15 protein-coding genes are annotated in these 22,234 nt (G+C 76.6%); 11 read left to right on the top strand and 4 right to left on the bottom strand.

Annotated features, from left to right (window positions below):
* The first annotated feature begins 241 nt into the window (after positions 1-241).
* The 11 genes from P9841_RS06365 to P9841_RS06415 are packed head-to-tail and all read left to right on the top strand — an operon-like array spanning position 242 to position 16,285.
* Positions 242-1,531 (top strand): glycosyltransferase WbsX family protein, encoded by a 1,290-nt coding sequence (locus P9841_RS06365; RefSeq protein ID WP_283321192.1) that lies wholly within the window; start codon positions 242-244, stop codon positions 1,529-1,531.
* Complete coding sequence (locus P9841_RS06370; protein ID WP_283321193.1) at positions 1,524-2,732, top strand: glycosyltransferase family 4 protein; 1,209 nt, start codon at positions 1,524-1,526, stop codon at positions 2,730-2,732. Before P9841_RS06365 ends, P9841_RS06370 begins: the two co-directional genes overlap by 8 nt.
* Positions 2,729-3,937: an ABC transporter ATP-binding protein gene (locus P9841_RS06375; protein WP_283321194.1), complete on the top strand. Its 1,209-nt coding sequence runs from the start codon at positions 2,729-2,731 to the stop codon at positions 3,935-3,937. Before P9841_RS06370 ends, P9841_RS06375 begins: the two co-directional genes overlap by 4 nt.
* Positions 3,938-3,942: 5 nt before the next feature.
* Entirely contained in the window at positions 3,943-4,767 is an 825-nt protein-coding gene (locus P9841_RS06380) for an ABC transporter permease (protein ID WP_283321196.1), read from the top strand.
* A gap of 24 nt (positions 4,768-4,791) precedes the next feature.
* Positions 4,792-8,061 carry a galactose-binding domain-containing protein gene (locus P9841_RS06385; RefSeq protein WP_283321197.1) on the top strand — a complete coding sequence of 1,090 codons (3,270 nt, stop codon included), beginning with the start codon at positions 4,792-4,794 and terminating at the stop codon, positions 8,059-8,061.
* A gap of 37 nt (positions 8,062-8,098) precedes the next feature.
* Positions 8,099-8,986, top strand: a complete 888-nt coding sequence (locus tag P9841_RS06390; protein ID WP_283321198.1) for a glycosyltransferase family 2 protein — start codon at positions 8,099-8,101, stop codon at positions 8,984-8,986.
* Entirely contained in the window at positions 8,983-10,206 is a 1,224-nt protein-coding gene (locus P9841_RS06395; protein ID WP_283321199.1) for a glycosyltransferase family 4 protein, read from the top strand. The genes P9841_RS06390 and P9841_RS06395 overlap by 4 nt, the downstream gene beginning before the upstream one ends.
* Before the next feature lie 52 nt (positions 10,207-10,258).
* Positions 10,259-12,364, top strand: coding sequence for a glycosyltransferase (locus P9841_RS06400; RefSeq protein WP_283321200.1), 2,106 nt, complete (start codon positions 10,259-10,261; stop codon positions 12,362-12,364).
* Positions 12,361-13,914: an O-antigen ligase family protein gene (locus P9841_RS06405; RefSeq protein WP_283321201.1), complete on the top strand. Its 1,554-nt coding sequence runs from the start codon at positions 12,361-12,363 to the stop codon at positions 13,912-13,914. Before P9841_RS06400 ends, P9841_RS06405 begins: the two co-directional genes overlap by 4 nt.
* Complete coding sequence (locus P9841_RS06410) at positions 13,911-15,071, top strand: glycosyltransferase family 4 protein (protein WP_283321202.1); 1,161 nt, start codon at positions 13,911-13,913, stop codon at positions 15,069-15,071. Before P9841_RS06405 ends, P9841_RS06410 begins: the two co-directional genes overlap by 4 nt.
* Positions 15,068-16,285, top strand: a complete 1,218-nt coding sequence (locus P9841_RS06415) for a glycosyltransferase (RefSeq protein WP_283321203.1) — start codon at positions 15,068-15,070, stop codon at positions 16,283-16,285. Before P9841_RS06410 ends, P9841_RS06415 begins: the two co-directional genes overlap by 4 nt.
* Here P9841_RS06415 and P9841_RS06420 read toward each other — a convergent pair.
* The 4 genes from P9841_RS06420 to P9841_RS06435 are packed head-to-tail and all read right to left on the bottom strand — an operon-like array spanning position 16,263 to position 22,105.
* On the bottom strand, positions 16,263-17,540 hold the full coding sequence (locus P9841_RS06420) for a glycosyltransferase (protein WP_283321204.1): 1,278 nt from the start codon (positions 17,538-17,540) through the stop codon (positions 16,263-16,265). The genes P9841_RS06415 and P9841_RS06420 overlap by 23 nt on opposite strands.
* On the bottom strand, positions 17,537-19,375 hold the full coding sequence (locus tag P9841_RS06425) for a tyrosine-protein kinase domain-containing protein (RefSeq protein ID WP_283321205.1): 1,839 nt from the start codon (positions 19,373-19,375) through the stop codon (positions 17,537-17,539). The genes P9841_RS06420 and P9841_RS06425 overlap by 4 nt, the downstream gene beginning before the upstream one ends.
* Positions 19,376-19,386: 11 nt before the next feature.
* A complete protein-coding gene (locus P9841_RS06430) occupies positions 19,387-20,556 on the bottom strand; it encodes a glycosyltransferase (RefSeq protein ID WP_283321206.1) in 1,170 nt (389 codons plus the stop codon).
* The gene (locus P9841_RS06435) at positions 20,543-22,105 is read right to left on the bottom strand and encodes a sugar transferase (protein WP_283321207.1); all 1,563 of its coding nucleotides are present in this window, start codon (positions 22,103-22,105) and stop codon (positions 20,543-20,545) included. Before P9841_RS06435 ends, P9841_RS06430 begins: the two co-directional genes overlap by 14 nt.
* Between the last annotated feature and the right edge of the window lie 129 nt (positions 22,106-22,234).

Genomic DNA, 22,234 nt, shown 5'->3' on the forward strand with positions numbered 1-22,234 from the left:
GGGGCGGGGGGGCGGGGGCGGGGGCGGGAGGCGGTGAGCCGGGGGGCGGTGAGCGGGGCCGCGAGCGGGGTGCGGGTGCTCGGGTGGGCGGCGGGTGCGGGTGGGGTGTCACCCGGATGCCAGGCAGTTCACCCGGGGTGACGGGACAAATCGGACAAATGCGCTCATAGACTCGCCAGCACGGGGGCCCGGGACACCCGCCCCGACCAGTCACCGTCCGACGCCGAGAGAGGGGACCGCTGTGCCCGCGACACCCGCGACGCCCGTGTCACCCACCGCGCTGCGCGCCCGTGCCGTGACGTTCTACCTCCCCCAGTTCCACCCGGTGCCCGAGAACGACGCCTGGTGGGGACCCGGGTTCACGGAGTGGACGAACACGGCGAAGGCCCGGCCGCTGTTCCGCGGGCACGTCCAGCCGCACCTGCCGGCGGACCTCGGGTTCTACGACCTGCGGATGCCCGAGGCCCGCGAGGCGCAGAGCGACCTGGCCCGGCGGTACGGCGTCGAGGCGTTCGTGTACTGGCACTACTGGTTCGGCGGCGGCCGGCGGATCCTCGAGCGCCCGTTCGCCGAGGTGCTCGCGTCCGGCGCGCCGTCGGTGAAGTTCTGCCTGGCGTGGGCCAACCAGACGTGGAGCGGCATCTGGCACGGCGCCAGCGACCGCATCCTGATGGAGCAGACCTACCCCGGGCCGGAGGACGAGCAGCGGCACTTCGACACGCTGCTGCCGGCGTTCCGCGACGAGCGGTACCTGCGGGTGGACGACCGGCCCGTGTTCTACGTGTTCCGCCCGGAGGAGCTGCCGGACGCCGCGGCGTTCGTCGACCGCTGGCAGGCGATGGCCCGCGCGGCCGGCCTGCCCGGGCTGTACCTGGTGGCGGAGGTGTCGGACCTGCTGGGCCGCGGCCCGCGCTACACCGACGTGGACGGCGCCGGGTTCGACGCCGGCGTGTACATGCGGATCCCGGCGCGGCAGACGCGGGCCGACGTGCTGCGGATGCGGGTGGGTCGCAAGCTCGGCCGCCCCGAGGTGTACCCGCACGCCCCCGACTTCCAGCCGGCGCCCGCCGGGCTGTCCGACCGGCTGCAGCCGTGCGTGTACCCGAACTGGGACAACACGCCGCGCTCCGGTGCGCGCGGGCTGGCGGTCACCGGGTCGACGCCGGAGCTGTTCGCGCACCACGTCCGGCAGGCCGCCGACTCGCTGCAGGACCGCCGCCCCGCCGAGCGGCTGCTGTGGGTCAAGTCGTGGAACGAGTGGGCGGAGGGCAACTACCTGGAGCCCGACCTGGAGCACGGCCACGGCTGGCTCGAGGCGCTCCGGAACGGGCTGACCGACCCGGCGGCGGCCGGACGGACCTCGCCCGGGCAGACGGTGCCGACCGCAGCCCGGGACGGCGGAGCCTCGGAGCCCGCCCGGAGCCCCGAGCCCGCGCGCAGCCCCGAGCCGACCCGCACCCCCGCGCCGGCCGCCGCCTCCCGGCCGGTCCCGGCCCGTGCCGCCGTCGCGGAGGGGGGCGCGCATGGCTGAGCCCACCCGCGCGGACGCCACGACGGCCGCCGTCACGACGGCGGCCACCACGGACCCCACCACCGGCACCACCGCCGACCGCCCCCTGCGCATCGCGATGGTGTCCTACTACCTCCCCTCCGGCAGCAAGATCGGCGTCGGCTTCCAGGCGCACGAGCTGGCCGCGGAGCTGGCCCGCCGCGGGCACCACGTCGCGATGTTCAGCGACTGCCCGCCGGTGCCCGGTGCCCCGTACGAGCACCGGCACGTCGCGATGTCCGGGTCCCTGCGCACGTTCCGGTTCGCGACCGCGCTGCGCCGGCAGGACCTGTCGGGCTTCGACGTCCTGCACGCGCACGGCGACGACTACTGGCTGTGGCGCCGCCGCGCGCCGCTGCACGTGCGGACGGTCCACGGCTCGTGCTTCGAGGAGGCCCGGCACATCCGCGGCGCCAAGGAGAAGCTCCGGATGCTGCTGCTCGGCGTCAGCGAGGTGGTCGCGTCGTACGTCGCCGACCGGGTGGTGGTCGTGTCGCCGCAGACCCGCCGCTGGGTGCCGCGCTCCCACGCGGTGGTCCCGAACGGCGTCGACACGACGCGCTTCACCCCCGCGGACGACGGCGCGCGCGCCGACCACCCGGTGGTGCTGTTCGTCGGGACCTGGCACGGCCGCAAGCGCGGGCGGGACCTGGCGGCGGCGTTCCAGCGGGACGTGCTGCCCCGGCTGCCGGACGCCGAGCTGTGGATGGTCACCCGCGACGCGCCGCAGGACCCGGGGCCGGGTGTGCGGGTGCTGGGGCGGCTGTCCGACGCCGAGCTCGCGGACGCCTACCGGCGCGCGTGGGTGTTCTGCCTGCCGTCCTCGTACGAGGGCTTCGGCATCCCGTACGCGGAGGCGATGGCCAGCGGGCTGCCCGTGGTCGCCACGCCGAACGTCGGCGCCCGCTACGTCAGCGACGAGGGCCGCGCCGCGGTGCTGACCGAGCTCGACGGCCTGGGCGCGGCGCTCGCCGACCTGCTCGAGAGCCCGGACCGCCGCGCCGACCTCACCGCGCGCGGCCTGGACCGCGTCCGCAGCTTCTCGCTCACCGCCGTCGCCGACGCCTACGAGCGCCTGTACCGCGGCGGGGCTCCGGCCGGCCGGACCACCGCCGCCCGGACCACCGCCGGCACGGCGCCCGCCCCCCAGACCACCACCGCCCAGCACGGAGAGTCCCGATGACCGACGCCGCCATCCGCGCCACCGGGGTGGGCAAGCACTACCGGATCGCCACCAGCGGGGACGCCCCGACGACCGCCGCCGAGGCGGTGGTGCGCCGGCTGCGCCACCCGATGGAGCGCCAGCAGTTCGAGGAGTTCCGCGCGCTGGACGACGTGTCGTTCGAGGTCCCGTGGGGCGAGGCCATCGGCATCCTCGGTCGCAACGGCGCGGGCAAGTCGACGCTGCTCAAGCTGCTGACCCGCGTGGCGGCCCCGACCCGCGGCCGCATCGAGCTGGGCGGCCGCGTCGGGTCGCTGCTGGAGGTCGGCACCGGGTTCCACCCCGAGCTGACGGGCCGCGAGAACGTGTTCCTCAACGGGACGCTGCTCGGCATGCGGAAGTCGGAGATCAAGGCCCGGTTCGACGAGATCGTGGCGTTCTCCGGCGTCGAGAAGTTCCTCGACACCCCCGTGAAGCGGTACTCGTCCGGCATGTACGTGCGGCTGGCGTTCGCCGTCGCGGCCCACCTGGACACGGAGATCCTGGCGATCGACGAGGTGCTGGCGGTCGGCGACGCGGAGTTCCAGGCGAAGTGCATCGAGCGGATGCGGACGGTCGCCGCCGAGGGCCGCACGGTGCTGTACGTGTCGCACCAGATCCAGACGGTCAAGGCGCTGTGCACGTCGGCGCTGTTCCTCGAGCACGGCAACCTCGTGATGCACGGGGACGTCGACGACGCGATCGAGCTGTACCAGACCAGCCGGGACCGCGCGGCGCTGAGCCAGACGGACATCGAGCGCCGCCCGGGCTCCGGCGAGCTGCGCATCACGTCGGCCACGATCTCCAGCCCGCTGTACCGGACCACCGAGCCGAAGACCATCGAGTTCCTGGTCTCCGCCAACGCGGACTACATCGGCAAGTACTTCGTGTCCTGCCACATCAACGACCGGCACGGCACCACGATCCTGCAGTGCGACTCCCGGGTCAGCGGCCTGTGGCTGGACCCGGCGCAGGAGCAGAAGATCGCGCTGACGATCAAGGAGCCCTGGCTCAAGCCCGGCGAGTACTCCGTCGACCTGTTCGTGTGCTCCTCGGGTGTGCTCGACGCGTTCGAGGGCGCCGGCCGGTTCGAGATCCACCCCGTGCTGCCCTACCCGCAGGCCGTGTCCGACGAGGGGCTCGACGCCGGCCTCGTCCTCGCCGACTTCGACTACGAGAGGCGGTGACCGCGATGGCCACGCGCGCGATCGTCATCACCCCGCCCGGCCGGCTGCCGCTGCCGTCCGTCCGCGAGCTGTGGGAGGCCCGCGAGGTCTTCACCCGGTTCGGCACCCGGGACCTCAAGCTGCGTTACCGGCAGACGGCGCTCGGCGTCATCTGGGTGGTGCTGCAGCCGCTGCTGAGCGCCGGCATCTTCTCGGTCGTCTTCGGGCAGATCGCGAACCTGTCGAGCGACGGCGTGCCGTACTTCGTGTTCTCGTTCGCCGGGATGCTCGCGTGGACGCTGTTCAACGGCATCGTGTCCCGGGCGGCGCCGTCGCTGGTGAACAACCAGGCGCTGGTGTCGAAGGTGTTCTTCCCCCGGATGCTGGTGCCCCTGTCGTCGGTGCTGTCCGTGCTGGTGGACTTCCTCGTGGCGTCCGCCCTCATGGTGGTGCTGCTGCTGGTGTACGGCGTGCAGCCCGGGTGGGCGATCGTGACGCTGCCGCTGTGGGTGCTGGCGGTCATCCTGCTGGGCTCCGGTCTCGGCATGGCGTGCTCGGCGCTCATGGTGAAGTTCCGCGACGTGGCGTACGTGGTGCCGTTCGCGCTGCAGACGCTGCTGTACGCGAGCCCGCTGGCGTACTCGCTGTCCGAGGTGGGCGAGAGCATCCGCTGGCTGTTCGACATCAACCCGCTGACGTGGGTGCTCGAGGGCTTCCGCTGGGCGCTGCTCGACCTCGCCCAGCCGGCCCCGTGGCAGATGGTCGCCACGGCCGTCGTCAGCGTCGTCGTGTTCGCCGGCGGCGCCCTCGTCTTCTCGAAGATGGAACGTGGCTTCGCGGACGTGATCTGACGTGCCGGCTCCGAGGGGGACGACGTGACCAGCACCGTGGGCTCGAGGCCGGGCGGGGACCGTGGGCGCGCGCGCTGGGCGGTGGCGGCGGTCGTCGTCGCGGGCGCCGTCGTCGCGACGGGCACGACGGTGGCGCTGACCCGCGACCGGGAGGCCGCCGTGTCCGCGACCGGTGAGGACGCCCCGCCCGCGGGCGTCCCGGCCGCGCGGATGTGCGGCGTCGCGGACCCGGGGCGGTTCGCGGCGCTCGCGGCGGACGCCCCGTCGGTGGAGCCGACCGCGCTGGTGCCGGACCTGGTCGCGTCGGGTGGCGGCGAGCCGGCGGGCCTCGAGGCCGTGGGCGACCACGTGGCGACGCTGGCCCGTGCGGACGACGGCGACGCGGCCGTCGTGACCGTGTGGTCCCCGGACGGCGACGCCGAGCGCGTGGTCACGGTGACGGCGCCGCGCGGGGGCTCCGCGCCGGACACGTTCACGCTCTCCCCCGACGGCGACGTCATCGCCCCGACCGGCTCCGCGGACGGCCGGCAGGTCGGGTCGTGGACCGAGGGCGACGAGCCGGCGACGGTGTGGGACCTCGCGGACGCGGGCGACGGCCGCGTCATCGACGTCCTGCCGTTCACCGCGGGCGACGACGACGCGGTGGCCGCCGTGGCGTTCGAGCGCTCGCGCACACTGGTGCTGCTGCACGCCGACGGCACCGTGGCCGACGGGCCCGAGCTGGCCTGGGACTGGTACCCGCGGTTCTACCCGCAGCCGGACGGCTCGCTGTTCGTGCTGAGCGACGCCGACGGCGAGTCCTCGTACACGACGCTGACCCGCTACGACGCGGAGGGCGGCGTGCTGCTGCAGGTCGGCGGCACCATGACGACCGACTCCGGCAACGGGCGCGCGCAGACCCTCGACCACCCGTCCGGCGTGGCCCCGGCCCCGGACGGCGACGGGTTCCTCGTGTCGGGCCCCACCTGGCGCGTCGTCGAGATCGGGCCGGACGGGATGTGGCGCGGCATCGCGCTGTCCGGCGAGGGCCAGGGGTCGACGTTCCGGCTCGCGGACCACACCCCCCTGACCCGGGCGGGCGACGACTACTACTTCCTCTCCCCGGCCGAGAGCGGCGGGGTGCAGCTCAGCCGCGTGTCCGCCACGGGGCTGCGCACCCTGCTGGACGCGCCGATCACCTGGAACGTCTCGGTGTCGGGGACGACCGACAAGCTGGGCTACGGCGCGGGGCTCGCCACCGACGCGACGTACGACTACTTCGCGGACGGGCAGACCCCGGCCGTGCACGCGCAGTTCGACCCGTGGTGGGGCACCGTCGCGGACGACTACGAGGTCCGCTACGAGGTGAGCGGCGACCCGTGGGCGCAGCCCGCCGTCGAGACCGTGAGCGGCACCGTCGCGATCCCCGAGGGCGGCGGCGAGGTGCCCCTGGACCTGCCGGCGGCCCGGCCGGGCCCGTACCAGGTGCACGCGACGCTGGTCGAGAAGGCCACCGGCGAGGTCCGCACCGCGACGTGCCTGCGGTACGCGGTCGGGGCGCCGGGCGCGACGTTCGACCCGGACGGCCTCGCGGACGGCGCGGACTGGGGCGGCGCCGGCCCGCTGCGCGGCGTGCAGCTCGCCGACGAGCTCGGCCTGGGGACGCACCGCGTGCAGCTCGACGTCGCGGGCATGGTGCCGGAGGACGCGGCGCCGTCCGTCGGCGCGCTGAACCTGTCGGCCATCCCGGGCGCGACCGAGGACGACCCGTTCGCCGGGCTCGCGGCCGCGGCCACCGAGGCGGCCGAGCGCGGCGTGAACCTGTACGTGCAGGTGGGCGAGGCGGACGAGCGCGCCCAGCAGGCCGTGGCGGACGGCACCTGGGGCGACTGGGTCACCGCGATCGTGACGGCGGTGCACGAGGGCGCCCCGGACGTGCACCTGTGGGCGCCGTGGAACGAGCCGAACAACACCGGGTTCGGGGACGGGGCCTCCTACGTCGAGCAGGTGCTGGAGCCGTTCGCCGCGGCGGTGCACGCGATCGACCCGCAGGCTCGGGTGATCGGCGGGAACGCGCTGAACGTCGTCGTGCCCTGGTACCGGCAGGCCGTGGACGCCGGTGCCTGCGACTCCTGGGACGTCGTGGGCATCCACCCGTACACCGGCTTCAACCGGTCGTGGGACGAGGAGGGCGAGCAGGGCCCGATCGGGCAGATCACCCAGCTGCGCGAGGTGCTCGCGGCGTGCGGCGACGACGTGCCGGTGTGGAACACGGAGTCCGGCTGGTGGTCCGACGGCCCGGCGAACGAGTGGGGCCAGGCGTACGACGTCGCCCGCACGTCGCTGTGGCAGAGCGAGCTCGGCGTCGACGCGTGGATGTACTTCTTCAGCGAGGGCGGCTGGGGCGAGGGCAACAACACCTGGTCGCTGGTGCAGGTCGGCTCGTTCGTGAAGCCGGGCGCGCTGGCGATGGCGACGGTCGGCGACCTGCTGGCCGGGCGCCCCGCCGCCGAGCAGGCCGACGTGGAGGACCCGACGGTGCGCGCGATGACCGTCGGACCGGTGCCCGGGGCGGACGACGGGCCGGCCGCCGAGCCGCTGCTCGCGGTGTGGACGCTGGACGCCGTCACCGACGTGGCCCTGCTCGCCGACGAGGACGCGTCCGTGACCGTCACCGACGTGTACGGCGGCACCCGCACGGTGGACGTCGCCGCCGGGGAGTCGACCCGCCTGCGCGTCACCGGCGCGCCGCAGTACCTGTCCGCGCCGGCGGGCGCCGGGCTGCGGGTGGCGGCGCTCGACGGCGGGGCGAACCTGCTCGCGGACGCCGACGTCACCGCGTCGTCCACCTCCGCCGGCGACGTCGCGACCCTCGTCACGGCCGCCGGCGCCCTGGCGGACCCGTGGCGGGCCGGCCCGACGACCGACGGCGAGCCGGACGTCAGCCCGTGGGTCACCGCGACGCTGCCGGAGGCGACGACCCTCGACCGGGTGGTGGTCGGCTCGGCCGGCATCCGGTGCTGCACGGCGGGCCTCAAGGACGCCGTCGTCGAGGTCGAGGACGCCGACGGCGCCTGGACCGAGGTCGGCCGCGTCACGGGCGCGTTCCTCGAGCGCACCCACGTCGTGCGGTTCGACCCGGTCGAGGCGACGGCCGTGCGCGTCACCGTCCCGACCACCGAGCAGCGCGACGTCACCATCCCCAGCGCGAACTACGGCGGCCAGACCGGCGGCCTGCTCCCCGCGTGGGAGCCGGTGCGGCCGGAACCGACCTGGCCGGTCTCCCTCGTCAGCCTCGCCGCGTACGGCCCCTGACCCCGTCCGACCCGCTCCCGCCGACCAGGAGGTCGCCATGCCACCCCGGGCCACCGTGGGGATCCCCGTCTACAACGGGGAGAAGTACCTGCCCGCCGCCCTCGACTCCGTGCGCGCGCAGGACGAGGAGGACATCGAGATCGTCATCTCCGATAACGCCTCCACCGACGCCACCGAGGAGATCTGCCGCGCGGCGGCCGCCGAGGACCCGCGCATCCGGTACGTCCGGCAGGCGGAGAACCGCGGCGGGCGGTGGAACTTCAACCACCTCGTCGAGCTCGCGCGGGCGCCCTACTTCACGTGGGCCGCCGCGGACGACATCCGGCGCCCCGCCTTCGTGCGCCGGTGCCTGGAGGTGTTCGCCGACTCCGACCCCGCGACGGTGCTCGTCTACCCGCGCACGCAGATCATCGACGCCGGCGGCCTGGTCACCGAGGACCTCAACGACGCCGACCTGGCCTGCGACGAGCCGACGCCGCACGAGCGGATGGCGCACTTCCTGCGGGCGCAGGCCGCCCACATCTTCTACGGCCTGCACCGCACCGAGGCCCTGCGCAGCACGCGCGGCATCCGGCCGACGGTCGGCAACGACCTCGTGATCCTCGCGGAGCTGGCGTGCCGCGGGCCGTTCGCCCTGGTCCCGGAACAGCTGTTCCTGCAGCGCCGGCACGCCGAGCAGTTCTCCGCGCAGGGCCAGGCGCAGATCGCGTGGCACGCCCCGAAGGCGTCCGTCCGGTTCGCGTTCCCCCACACGAAGGTCAGCGTCGAGCTGGTGCGCGGCGTGCTGTCCTCGCCCCTGGACGCCGCCGAGACGGCCCGATGCCTGGCGACGATCCCGGTGGCGTGGACGCTGCCGCGCTGGCGCGGGCCCGCCGCGGACGTGTGGGCGGCGCTGGGCCTGCAGCCGCGGAGCTCGCGGCGGTGAGCGCGGTGGCGGGAGGCGCGACGGCGGACGCGGCTCCGGGTGGCGTCCCGGCCGCCCGGGTCCCGGAGGTGCACGTCCTCACGCCCGGGGACCACTTCTCGCCCCGGACGGGGTCGGCCATCCCGACGGTCGTCGACGGGCTGTGCGCCGCCCTGCCCGCGGGCACGACCCCGCGCCCGCGCGTCGTGGTCGCCGACGGCACCTACCCCGACCGCTACCCGAGCGCCGAGGCGGTGGGCTACCCGCAGGCCGCGGCGCGCCGCACGGACCGCTACCTGGACGCCGCCGCGGGACGGCTCGGCCTCCCCCGGCCGGGCGTCCGCCGGACGCTGCGCCCGACCCTCGCGGCGCAGGACGACTGGGACCCCGGCGTGGTGCTCGCGCACAACGCGCCGCAGCTCGTGCCGCTGGTGCACGAGCGGCACGCGGCCGTGCTGTACGCGCACAACCTGCTGCTGCGCACGTACTCCCCGCGCGAGGCGGACCGGGTGCTCGGGCGCGCGGCGGCGATCGTCTGCGTCAGCGCCGCGCTCGCCGAGCAGACCGCGGCGCACCTGCCCGCGCGGCTGCGCGACCGGCTGCGGGTGGTGCCCAACGGGGTCGACACCGCACGGTTCGCCCCGCGGGCCGACCCCGCGCGCGGCGAGCGGCTGCGCGTGCTGTTCGTCGGCCGGATGATCCCCGACAAGGGCGCGGACGTGCTGGTCTCCGCGGTCGAGCGCCTCGGCCGGGACGACGTGGCGCTGACGCTCGTCGGCTCGCAGAACTTCGACGCGGGCGCCCGGCCCTCCCCCTACGAGCGCGACCTGCGGGAGCGGGCGGCGGCGCTCGGCGACCGGGTCCGGATGCTGCCGTTCACCGCGCGGGCCGAGGTCGCGGAGCTCTACCGGCAGGCCGACGTCGTGGTGGTCCCCTCGCGGTGGGCGGAGCCGTTCGCGCTCACCGTCATGGAGGGCATGGCCTCGGGCGTGCCCGTGGTGGCGTCGGCGGCCGGCGGGATCCCGGAGGTGCTGGGCGACGCGGGCGTGGCCGTGCGGCCGGACGACCCGGACGACCTCGCGGCGGCGCTCGAGGCGCTGGCCGACGACGAGACGCTGCGCCGGCAGGTGGGCGCGCGCTGCCGCCGCCGGGCCGAGGCGCGCGACTGGCGCTGGGCCCGCGGCGTGCTCGACGGCGTGCTCGCGGAGGTCGCCGGTGTTTCACCCACGCCGGTCGGGTGAACCTCTTGCACCAATTGTCCGTTTTGTTCCGGTGACCGGCACGATGGTCACCATGCGCGTCCTGCGGATCTCCCACAGCGCCGTCGTCACGGCGTGGCGCGGTCGCGAGGCCGCCCTGCGCGCCCGCGGCCTCGAGGTCCGCACGCTCTCGGCCCGCCGCTGGGAGGAGGGCGGCCGGGACGTCGACCTGGACCCGCAGCCCGGCGAGGACGTCGTCGGCGTCCGCACCGTCGGCCGGCACCCGAACGTCTTCCTCTACGACCCGCGGCCGATCTGGCGCGCCCTCGGCGAGCGGTGGGACGTCCTCGACATCCACGAGGAGCCCGCCGCCCTCGCGACGGCGGAGGTGCTGCTGCTGCGCGCGCTGCGGCGGTCCCGGGTCCCCTACGTCCTGTACTCCGCGCAGAACATCGCCAAGCGCTACCCGCCGCCGTTCCGGTGGTGGGAGCGCCGGGCCCTGCGCCACGCCGGCGCCGTCAGCGTCTGCAACACCGAGGCCGGCGACGTGCTGCGCGCCAAGGGGCTGACCGCCCCCGCGCACGTCATCGGGCTCGGCGTCGAGCAGACCGGCCCGGCGCCCACGGACGCCGGCGTAGCCGGTGCGGCTGCCCCCGCTCGCACCGGCTACGTCGGCCGCCTCCTCGCGCCGCACAAGGGCCTCGACGTGCTGCTCGACGCCGCCGAGGCCGACCCCGGCCTGCACGTCGCCATCGCCGGCGCCGGCCCGCACGAGGCCGCCCTGCGGCGCCGGGCGTCCTCCCCCGCCCTCGCCGGGCGCGTCACGTTCCACGGGCACCTCGCCGGGGCGGAGCTCGCCGCGTTCTACCGCGGCATCGGCGTGCTCGCCGTGCCGTCCGTCGCCGCGCCCGGCTGGCTGGAGCAGTTCGGCCGGGTCGCCGTCGAGGCGATGGCCGCCGGGGTCCCCGTCGTGGCGTCCGACTCGGGCGCGCTGCGCGACGTCGTCGGCGGGGCCGGCGTGCTCGTCCCGCCCAGCGACGCCCCCGCCCTCGCCGGTGCCCTGCGCACGGTGCTCGACGACCCCGAGCACGCCGCGCGGCTGCGCGAGGCCGGGCTGCGGCGGGCCGCGGAGTACACGTGGGACGCGATCGCCGAGCGGTACGAGGCCCTGTACCGCGGGCTGCTGCCCGCCGGGTCCGCCGCGGACGCCGGGGCCACCGGCGCGGAGCCCGGCACCGACCGGGGCGTCGAGGTGGTCGTCGTGGCGTACGGCGCGGCCGACCTCCTCCGGCGCGCCCTCGCCCCCGTCGCCGGCGCGCTGCCCGTCACCGTGGTCGACAACTCCGGGGACCCCGACGTCCGCGCCGTGGCCGAGGCGGCCGGCGCGCGCTACCTCGACCCCGGCGCCAACCTCGGGTTCGGGGCCGCCGTCAACCACGCGCTCGCGCACCGGCTGCTGCCCGGCGCGGACGTGCTGCTGCTCAACCCGGACGCGCGCGTGGACCCGGACGGGATCGCCGCGCTGCACGAGCGGCTGCGCGCCGAGCCCGACCTGGCCGCCGTCGGCCCCGCGCAGGTCGACGAGGATGGGGAGCCCGCCCGCGTCCGGTGGCCGTTCCCCACCCCCCGCGCCGCCTGGCGGCAGGCGGCGGGCCTCGGGCTCGGCCCGGACCGCGGGGACGGCTTCGTGATCGGCTCCGTGCTGCTGCTGCGCGCCGAGGCGCTCGCCCGGGTCGGCGGGTTCGACGAGTCGTACTTCCTGTACTCCGAGGAGACCGACTGGCAGCGCCGGGCGCACGACGCCGGGTGGCGGTCGGCGGTCGTCCCGGAGGTCGTCGCCCAGCACGCCGGCGGCGGGACCAGCTCCGACCCGGCCCGCCGGGAGACGCACTTCCACGCCGGCCAGGAGCGCTACCTGCGCCGGCACCACGGCGCCACCGGGTGGGCGTCCGCCCGCGCGGCCGTCGCCCTCGGGGCCGTGCCCCGCGCGCTGCTCCCCGGGGACCGCGGCCGCGCCGCCCGGCTGCGGCTGCGGCTCTACCTGGGCGGGCCGGTGCGCGCCGAGCAGGCGCTGGGCGACCTGCGCGCGCCGCGCGGCGGCGGGACCGCCGGGGCCGCCGCGCCCGTCCCGCCCGCTGCGCCGGGTCCCGGCGCGCGCCCCCTGCCCGAGTCCGTCGACGAGCGGGAGCCCGCCGCATGACCACGACCACGCCACCCGCCCCGCCCGGTCCCCCGGCGGCGCTCGGCTCGGCGCTCGCCTCGGCGCCCGGCTCCGCGCTCGCCCCCGGGGTCGAGCCGCACGGGGCTCCGCCGCCGCCGGGCGTGCTCGAGCGCGTCCCCGGCGCGGGGGTGACGCGCCGGGTGGCGCTCGCCGCGGGGCTCGCCGCCCTGGGCGTCGTGCTGGTGCTGCTCACGTCCGTGCAGCCCTGGCTCACGCTCGGCGCGGGCGTGCTCGTCCTGGTGGTCGGCCTCACCCTGCGGGAGCCGCTGGCGATCCCGGTGCTCGGCATGCCGTTCCTGCTGCTGGTGAACCGGGTGGGCGGGGCCCTGTCCCTGTCGGACCTCGTCCTGTTCGCGGGGTTCTGGCCGGCGCTGCTGTTCGCCCGCCGACCCCTGACCGGCGCGATGCGCGGCGTGCTGTGGGCGACCGCGTTCTACCAGGCCACCGTCCTGTTCACCGTCATCGCGAACCCCTACGTGGCGAACGCCGTCGAGTGGCTGCACTCCTGGCTGCTGGTCGGGGGCGCCCTGCTGGTCGGCTGGGCGATCGGCGCCGCCGGGCACGCCCGGCTCGCGCTCGGGCTCTACGTGGCCGGGGCCGTCGTGGTGACGCTCGCCGCGCTGACGCAGTTCGTGGTGAACCTCGCGCACGGCAGCACCGCGCCGGTGTACCTCAACGAGCCGTTCCTCATGCACAAGAACTACATCGGGTGCGTGCTGGCCTTCGCGGCGATCGTCGTCTACGCCCGCCCGCGGTGGCTGCGGTGGAACGACCTCGTGTGCCTCGCCCTGTTCGTGCTGTTCGTCGCGGGCATCCTCGTCGCGCAGTCCCGCCAGGCGCTGATCGGGCTCGCCGTCGCCGTGGCCGTCGTGGCCCTGCGCCCCGACCCCCACCGGCACCGCTCGAAGGTCGTGCTGCTCGCGGTCGCGGGCGGCGCCCTCGTCGTCGGCACCCTCGTGCAGGACCAGCTCGAGTCCGGCGACCAGTACAACTCGGCCTACCAGCGCCTGATCTGGTTCCGGCAGTCGCTGCTGATCTGGGAGCAGTACCCCTGGTTCGGCGCCGGCCTGCGCTGGTGGTACACCGACCGGTTCGACGAGAAGTTCCAGCCGCCGAACGCCGAGTTCGAGATGCTGTCGTCGGGCGGCATCGTCGGCCTCGTCGGGTTCCTCGTCATGTTCCTGGCGATCCTCGTCATCCTGTGGCGGGTCGACTCCCGCTACGGCACCCTCGCGTTCGTCCTGGTGCTCATGCGCCTCGTGCAGGGCCAGTTCGACCTGTTCTGGGTCGCCGCGCAGGTGTCCATCCCGTTCGTGATCGCCGGCATCTGCCTCGGGGCGCAGGCGCACGCCGCCCGGTCCGGCGCCGGGGAGGACGGGCTGCCGCCCCGGGTGGCGCCACCACCGCCCGAGCGGCGCGGACCGGGCAGCGCGGACAGCGAGGAGGGCCGCCGCGCCCGGCACGCCCGCCCCGAGCGGCCCCACCGGCGCCGTCTGCCCCTGCCGATCGGCCACCGGGAGCACTCGTGACCACCGACGTCGTGCACGTCGTGTGCACCGACGCCTTCGCGGGTGTCGAGCGCTACGTGACCACCCTCGCCCGCACGCAGGACGCCCGCGGCCTGCGCGTGCACGTCCTCGGCGGTGCGGCGGACCGGATGCCCGCCGAGCTGGCCGGCTCCGGCGTCCGGTGGGCGCCCGCGCCGACGCCCCCGCGCGCCGCGGCCGCCCTGCGGCGGGTCGACACCCGCCTGGTGCACGCGCACATGACCGCCGCCGAGCTCGCGGCGGTCGTCGCGGGCCGCGCCCCCGTCGTCGCCACGCGGCACTTCGCGGACCGCCGGGGATCCTCCGCGGCCGGGCGCCTCGTGGCCCGCGTCGTCGGGCCGCGGATCGCGGCGCAGGTCGCGATCAGCCGGTTCGTGGCCGACCGCGTGGACGGCGCGTCGACCGTCGTGCACCCCGGCGTGCCGTCCGTGCCGCGGGTGGACGGCGAGGTGGCGCCCGCCCGCCGCCCCGTCGTGCTCATGGCGCAGCGGCTCGAGGCGGAGAAGCGGACGGACCTCGGCCTGCGCGTGTGGGCGGCCAGCGGGCTCGCCGACGCCGGCTGGGAGCTGCTCGTGGCGGGGTCCGGGGCCGAGCGGCCCGCGCTGGAGCGCCTGGCCGCCGAGCTCGGGGTCGCGGCGACCACGCGGTTCCTCGGCGCGCGGTCCGACGTCGACGCGCTGCTCACGACCGCGGGGATCTTCCTCGCCCCCCGGCCCGACGAGCCCTACGGCCTGTCGGTGGTCGAGGCCATGGCGCACGGGACCCCGGTCGTCGCGGGGCGCGGCGGCGGGCACGACGAGACCGTGGGGTCCGCGGACGGGGCGGTGCTCGTGCCCGCCGACGACGTCCCCGCGGCGGGCGCCGCGCTCGCCCGGCTCGCCCGCGACCCGGAGCGCCGCGCCGCCTACGGCGAGGAGCTCCGGGCGGTGCAGCAGCAGCACTTCGACCTCGGCACGCACGCCGACGGCGTCGCCGCGGTGTACGCGGCGGTGCTCGGCGGGGAGAGCGGGACGCGGCCGGTCGCGGGCGGGGCGCCCGGGGCCGCCGGACCCGCCGGGGCCCCGACGGCGGGTGCCGCGGCGACCGGTGCGCCCGACGTGCCCGGTCTGCCCGGTCTGCCCGGGGCGGTGCGCCGGTGACCGCCGCGACCCACGCCTCCGTGCGGCGCTCCGCGGCCCCGGACGACCGCCGCGACCTCGTCGTGGTGTCCCTGGAGCCGTGGGACGAGGTGTGGCGCCGCAACCAGCACCTCGTCGCGGGGCTCCTGGCCGACGACCCGGGGCTGCGCGTGCTGTTCGTCGAGCCGCCCGTCGACCACCTGCACGACCTGCGCCGCGGTGCCCAGCCCACCCTCGGCCGCCCGGTGCGGCGGCTCGGCCCGCAGGACGGCGCCCCCGCCGGCCGGGCGTGGGCGTACCGGCCGACCAAGTGGCTGCCGCGCCGTCTCGACGCGGGCGGTGACGACCGGCGGGCCCGGGCGGTCGCCCGCGTGGCCCGGCGGCTCGGCATGGCGGACCCGGTGCTGTGGGTGAACGACCCGGGCGGTGCCGCCGTGCTGCGCGCCACCGGCTGGCGGGCGCTGTACGACGTCACCGACGACTGGCTGCGCGCCGTCCGCGAGCCCGCCGAGCACGAGCGCCTCGAGGCCGCCGAGCGGGTGCTGATGGAGCGCTGCGCGGAGGTCGTCGTCTGCTCCCCCGCGCTCGTGCGCGCGAAGGGCGCCGACCGCCCCGTGACGCTGCTGACCAACGCCGTCGACGTGGACGCCTACCGCACGCCCGCGCCCCGCCCGGCCGACCTGCCGGACGGCCCGTACGCGGTGTACGTCGGGACCCTGCACCCCGACCGGCTCGACGTCGACGCGTGCCTGCGGCTCGCGACGCACCTGCGGGCGACCGGCTCCCGGCTCGTGCTGGTCGGGCCGCCGCTGCTGGACCCGCTCGACCTGACGCGGCTCGAGGCCGCGGGCGCCCTGCTGCTCGGCGCCCGCCCGGCCGCGCTGGTCCCCGCGTACCTGCAGCACGCCGGTGCGCTCGTCGTGCCCCACGTCGTCGACGACTTCACCGACTCGCTGGACCCGATCAAGCTGTACGAGTACCTGGCGGTGGGCCGCCCGATCGTGGCGACGCCCGTCGCCGGGTTCCGCGACCAGCCGCCGGACCGCGTGACCACGGCGTCGCCGCAGCACCTGCCGGACGTCGTCGCCCGCGTGCTCGCGGACGCCGACGCGACCGGGGCCGACGCCACCGGGCCTCGGTTCCCGCTGCGGCCGCCGGCCGACGCCGACGTGCCCCGCTGGTCCGACCGGGTCCGGGAGATGGCGGAGGTGCTCAGCCGCGTCCGCGCCGGCTGACCCGCTCCCACACCGTGGTCAGCCGGTCGGCCGTGCGCTCGACGGCGAACTCCGCCTGCACGTCCTTCCACGCCCGGTCCGCCCGCGCGGCGGCCTCCTGCGGGCGCTCCAGCACGCGCGCGACGGCCGCGGCCAGCGCCGCCGGGTCACGCGGCGGGACCAGCAGGCAGCGCTCCGTGCCGTCGGCCGCCACGGCGAGCTCGTCGACGCCGCCGCCGGCGGTCGCGACCACGGGCACGCCGCGGGCCATCCCCTCGGCGACGACCTGCCCGAACGGCTCGGGCACCGGCGACGCGTGCACCAGCACGGACAGCCCGTCCACCTCGGCGACCGGGTCCGCGACCCAGCCCGTCCACTCCAGCCGTCCGTCCAGCCCGCGCCGGGCGGCCAGCTCGCGCACCTGCGCCTCGTAGGCCGCCTCGGCGAACAGGGACGCGCCCACCACCCGGAACCGGGCCGCGGGGAACCGCTCGGCCAGCAGGGTGCACGCCTCGACGAACTCGCGCTGGCCCTTGGTCGGGCTGATCCGCCCCACCAGGCCGACGACCGGGACCTCCGGGACCGGCCGCGCCGCGGGGTCCGCCGCGACCTGCTCCGGCGCGAGACCGGGGTACGCGAGCGTCCAGCCCCGGCGCAGCGGCAGCAGGGTCGCGGCGGTCGCGTGCGAGTTGACCACGACGTGCCGGGGCCCGCGGCGCGCGACCGCCCGCAGCACCCGGGCGAGCCCGCCCGGCAGGTAGTCGTCCGCGATCCGGTCGTGCACGTGCCAGACGAGCGGCCGCCGGGCGAGCGCCGCGGCCGGCAGACCGAGCAGGTCCGCCTTGAGCGACGTCGTGTGGACCACGTCCGCGTCCAGCTCCCGCAGCAGGCGGCCGAGCCGGGCCACGAACGGCGCGGTCGCGACCGCGGACCGCGCCGCCCCGAGCACCGAGCGCCCCGCCGTCGCGCGGTCGGTGCGGGCGACGGCCGGGTCCAGCGGCAGCACCCGCACCGCCACGCCCGCCTCGCGCAGGCGCTCGCGCAGCGGACCGTCGGAGAACAGCACGACCGTCACCGCGACCCGGGCCGGGTCCAGCGCGCGGCACGTGCGCAGCAGCGCGAGCTCGGCGCCGCCCAGCTCCGCGGTGTGGTCCAGCACGACCACCCGCACCGGGGCGTGCGGCGCGCCCGGTGCGCCCGGCCCGTGCGGCCCGTGCGGCACGTGCGGCTCGCCCAGCGCGGCGGCGTCACGCGGCGCACCGCGTCCGGTGGTCACGTCGTCTCGGCGGCGACCGGCGCGCGGTCCTCCCGGGCGCGGTCCTCGGAGTCCTCCTGCTCCTGCGCCGGCTCGCCCGGCGCCCGGCCGCCGCGGCCCGACGCGGGGGTCGGGACCCGGCCCTCGCGCGCCGTGCCGTCGCCGGCGGCCTCCTGCTCGCCCTCCGGCTCGGCGTCGTCCGCCGGTGCCGGCCCGTCGTCGCCCTCGGAGCGCGCGGCGTCACCGCGCCCGGCGGCGGGCGCGTCCGCCCCGGCCACGGTCGCACCGGGCGCCGGGGCGGCGTCGCCGTCGTCCTCGGTCTCCACCGCCGCACCCGTGTAGGCGTACGTCGCCTCGTAGGCCACGTGCCGGCGCTCGCCGGCGCCGTCGAGCGCGAGGCCCAGCAGCGCGGCGTTCGCGGCGCGCAGGCGCTCGGCCGACTCCTCGACGGCCGCCGCGGCGGTGTGGCCGATCGTCACGGCCAGCAGCACGCCGTCCGCGTACGACCCGAGGATCGTGGCGTCGGCCGCGACCAGCATCGGCGGCGCGTCGATGATGACGACGTCCGCGGTGCGCCGCAGCTGCTCGACCAGCGCGCGCACCTCGTCGCTCGCCAGGTAGTCCGCCGGGTCGAGCTCCGTCTGGAGCGCCGGGTGCACGGACAGGTGCGGGATCGCGGTCGGCACCGCCGCGGTGCGGTTGCGGGCGCCGCCGCGTCCGGCCGGGGCGGGGGCGTCCGCGGACGCCGGCAGCAGCGCGTTGAGCCGCGGCTGGCGCAGGTCGCCGGAGAGCACCACGACGCTCCGGCCGGACAGGGCCCAGGAGGCCGCGAGGTTGGCCGCCACGAACGAGCGGGGCGTCTCGACGTCCGACGCGGTGACCACGATCACCGCGCTGCCCGAGTCGTTCTCCACCGCGGCCTGCAGGGCGGTGCGGAGCTCGCGGACGGACCGGGTGTACGCCGTGGCCTCGCGGCGGGCCACCGGGAGCGTGCCCTCCGCCTCGTACGACTTGAGCGCCGCGCCCGTGCCGGACAGGCGGGCGAGCACCGGAGCACCCGCCGAGCGGCGCGCGGCGCCCGTCGTGCGGATCTTGGTGTCCAGGCCGCGCCGCACCACCGCGAGGCCGATGCCGACCAGCAGGCCCGCCAGGCCGGCGACGGCGTAGACCAGCATCGGCGGGAGGCTGACCAGCGTGCCGTGCACCGCGTTCTGGAGGATCGCGGCCGGCGAGGCCAGCAGCTGGGCCTGCGTGAGCTGCGACGACAGCGTCTGGTACTGCTCCATCGTCGTGGAGTACTGCGCCTCGAGCAGGCCCTCGACCGGGTCCACCTGGGCGTCGGGGTTCGCGTTCGCGGCCGCCGCGGCCGCCGCGCGCCGGGACTCCGTGATGGCCTGCTGCTGCTCGTCGATGCTCGTGGCGAGCGCGTCGAGGCGCTTCTGCATCGCCGCGACGTCGTCGTCGAACTGCGCCTGCAGCGCCGCGACGTACGCCGTGGCGACCGCGTTCGCGGCGTCGACCGTGTCCTGCGGGTCCAGGCCCGTCTCGGTGACGACGACGTTGGAGGGGCTCTCGAGCGCGTACTCGGCCGACGTCCGGGCCGCGAGGTCGTCCGCGAGCCCGGGGTCGCCCAGGGCGGTCGCCGCGGTCGTGGTGACGGCGTCCCCGGTCACCAGTGCGGGGTCGCTCTCCAGCCGGATGCCGGCGTCCGCGAGCGTCTCGGTCCCGACGATCTGCACCGTCGCCTCCGCCGCGTACTCCGGCTCCTGCCGGTCGACGTAGAGCCAGGCGCCGGCGAGCGCCGCCAGGACGGACACCAGCACCAGCCACTTGCCGAACCAGACTGTCCGGAACATGTCCTGCAGGGTCATCGGGGGCGCCTTTCGGTCGGGACGGTCTCGAGGCGGGGCCGGGGGCCGGCGGCGTGCGCGAGCTCCTCGCGGGCGATCGCGTGCAGCCGCTCGACGAACCGCCCTGCGGCGAACTCGTCGGCGTGCGCCGTCAGCACCCGGGGGTCCCAGGTGCGGGCCAGCGCGCGCCCGGCGGCCTCGGCCACCAGGTCGGGGTCCGGGGCGTCGAAGAACTCCCCGGTGATGCCGTCACGGACGGTGTCGAGGTAGCCGCCGTCGCGCAGGACGACGGACGGACGGCCGAAGGCGGCGGCCTCCAGCGGGGACAGGCCGTAGTCCTCGTAGGACGCGGCGACGAGGGCGGCGCAGTGCCGGTACAGCCAGCGCAGGCGGGCGTCGTCCACCCGCCCGACGAGCCTCACCCGGGGCAGGTCGCGCACCCGCTGGGCGAGCGCCGCCCGCTCGGGGCCGTCGCCGACCACCACGAGGCGGGTGCCCGGCATCCGGCGCACCGCCTCCACGACGACGTCCACGTTCTTGTAGGGCAGCAGCCGCGCGACGCACAGGAGGAACCCGGGCTCGACGCCGTCGGGCGCGGTCTCCTCGCCGGCGGGCAGCATGGCGGGCGGCGGGGGCAGGATCTCGGCCTCGATCCCGTACGCCTCCCGGATCGCCCGGGCGGTGACGGTCGAGTTCGCGAGGTAGCGGTCGGCGGTCCCCGCGGCCCGGCGGTCCCAGCGCCGCAGACCGGGGGCGAGCAGCCCGAGCGCCCGGGCGGCGAGCCACCGCTGGGCGCCGCCGGCGGGGCCCAGGTACCGGTCCGTCTGGTAGAGCCAGCGCGCGGGCGCGTGGCAGTACACGACCTTGCGGCCCGGTGTCGGGAACCCGTGGGCCCAGCCGGTCGACGACGCGAGGACGACGTCCGCCTCGATCGGCGTCGCCCGGACGGCCGGCGCCAGCAGCGGCAGGGCCAGCCGGTGGTGGCGCCGCAGCAGCCCGACGCGGTCCAGCGGGCTGGTGCGGACGTCCAGCGGCGCGAACTCCGGGAACGTGCCGTCCGGGTGGTAGAGCGTCGTGTACAGCGGCGCGTCCGGGAACGCCTGCGCCATCACCAGCGCGACGCGCTCCGCACCGCCGCGCTGCGTGGCGTAGTCGTGCGCCAGCGCGACGCGCTCACCGCCCGCCATGCCCGCTCACGACGACGTAGAAGGTGCGCCACAGGATCATGAGGTCGAAGGCGATCGACCAGTTCTCGACGTAGCGCAGGTCGAGCTTCACGGCCTCCTCCCACGCCAGGTCCGCGCGGCCGCTGATCTGCCACAGGCCGGTGAGCCCGGGCTTGACCAGCAGGCGGCGGCGCGCCGACTCGCGGTACTGGGCGACCTCGAACGGCAGCGGCGGGCGGGGCCCGACCAGCGCCATGTCGCCCTTGACCACGTTGAACAGCTGCGGAAGCTCGTCCAGGGAGTGCTTGCGCAGGAAGTGCCCGATGCGCGTGATGCGCGGGTCGCGGTCCATCTTGAACAGCGGGCCGTCGGCCTGGTTCGCCGCGCGCAGCTCCGCGAGCCGCTCCTCGGCGTCCACCACCATGCTGCGGAACTTCAGCATGGAGAACTCGCGGCCCTCCTTGCCGACCCGCGTCTGGCGGAACAGCACCGGACCCGGGCTCGTCACCTTCACCGCGACGGCGATGACGGCCAGGACCGGCAGCAGCGCGAGCAGCGCCCCGGCGGAGAACGCGGTGTCGAACACGCGCTTGGCGATGATGCGGGACCGGCGCGACTCGGCGGCGTTCACGTGGATCAGCGAGAGGCCCGCCGTCGGCTCGAGGGTGACGCGCGGCCCGAACACCTCGACGATGCCCGGCGCGACGACCAGCTCGGTGCGGGTGCGCTGCAGCGCCCAGGACAGCCGGCGCAGCGCCTGCCCGGACAGCTCGGACCCGGTGACGATGACGACGTCGAACTCCCCGTCCACCGCCACCTGCACGACGTCGGAGACCGACCCGAGCACCGGCACCCCGAGGGGCGGCAGCGGCCCGTCGAACGACGGCACGCACACCCCGGCGATGTGGTACCCGTACTGAGGCAGCCCGCGCAGGTCGTCCACGACCTGGGTGATCGACGAGGCGTCCCCCACCACCAGCGTGCGGCGCATCGACTCCCCGGCGGCGCGGCGGCGGTGCAGCGCGCGGCGGGCGACGTGCCGGGCGGTGATGAGCACCAGCACCACGAGGGGCAGCGCGAAGAACACGATCGTGCGGGGCACGTCGACGTCCAGGCCGACCGCGAGCAGCGCGAGGCTCGCCGCGCTCAGCACGCCGCCGCGGATCACCGCCTCGAACTCCAGGTGGCCGTCGCCGATCACCTGGCGGTCGTACCCGCGCTCGACGGCGACCATCGCGATGAACAGCACGCCGATCATCAGGCCCCAGGACAGCTGGAGCAGCGACACCCCGTGCATGAGGAACAGCAGCAGCGTCGGGATGCAGGTGGCGAGCACCACGTCCCGGGCCAGGGTCTCGACCTGGTAGGTCGCGTGCTGGCTGCGCCACCCGGACGGGGCGGCGGTGCCGAGGGGCTCGTGGAACGGCCGCTCGGAGGCCCAGGAGAGCCGTGGTCCGCGGGCGGCGCGCCGGCGTTCGGCGGCGTCGTGCTCCGTCGAGGGTCCGGCCTCCGGCGCCGCGACGGCGCGCTCGGCGGAGCGCGACACGTCGTGATCGTCGAGCAGGCTCATGTCAGGGTCCCCCCGGGCGGCGTTGGTGTGACTTGAGGCTATATCAGCGGGTTTGTCCCGGTCCGCCCTATCTGTCCGTTTTCACCCCTTTCGCACCCGTATGGGCGATCCGCCTCGCGCTGACCTGCG

Origin of the sequence: Cellulomonas sp. ES6 (assembly GCF_030053835.1) — a bacterium.
Lineage (GTDB): Bacteria > Actinomycetota > Actinomycetes > Actinomycetales > Cellulomonadaceae > Cellulomonas.

Excerpts from the sequence above, each read along its gene's own strand:
- P9841_RS06370 (WP_283321193.1), top strand. The coding sequence starts at position 1,524 with ATGGCTGAGCCCACCCGCGCGGACGCCACGACGGCCGCCGTCACGACG.
- P9841_RS06375 (WP_283321194.1), top strand. The coding sequence starts at position 2,729 with ATGACCGACGCCGCCATCCGCGCCACCGGGGTGGGCAAGCACTACCGG.
- P9841_RS06380 (WP_283321196.1), top strand. The coding sequence starts at position 3,943 with ATGGCCACGCGCGCGATCGTCATCACCCCGCCCGGCCGGCTGCCGCTG.
- P9841_RS06390 (WP_283321198.1), top strand. The coding sequence starts at position 8,099 with ATGCCACCCCGGGCCACCGTGGGGATCCCCGTCTACAACGGGGAGAAG.
- P9841_RS06400 (WP_283321200.1), top strand. The coding sequence starts at position 10,259 with ATGCGCGTCCTGCGGATCTCCCACAGCGCCGTCGTCACGGCGTGGCGC.
- P9841_RS06405 (WP_283321201.1), top strand. The coding sequence starts at position 12,361 with ATGACCACGACCACGCCACCCGCCCCGCCCGGTCCCCCGGCGGCGCTC.
- P9841_RS06425 (WP_283321205.1), bottom strand. The coding sequence starts at position 19,375 with ATGTTCCGGACAGTCTGGTTCGGCAAGTGGCTGGTGCTGGTGTCCGTC.
- P9841_RS06430 (WP_283321206.1), bottom strand. The coding sequence starts at position 20,556 with ATGGCGGGCGGTGAGCGCGTCGCGCTGGCGCACGACTACGCCACGCAG.
- P9841_RS06435 (WP_283321207.1), bottom strand. The coding sequence starts at position 22,105 with ATGAGCCTGCTCGACGATCACGACGTGTCGCGCTCCGCCGAGCGCGCC.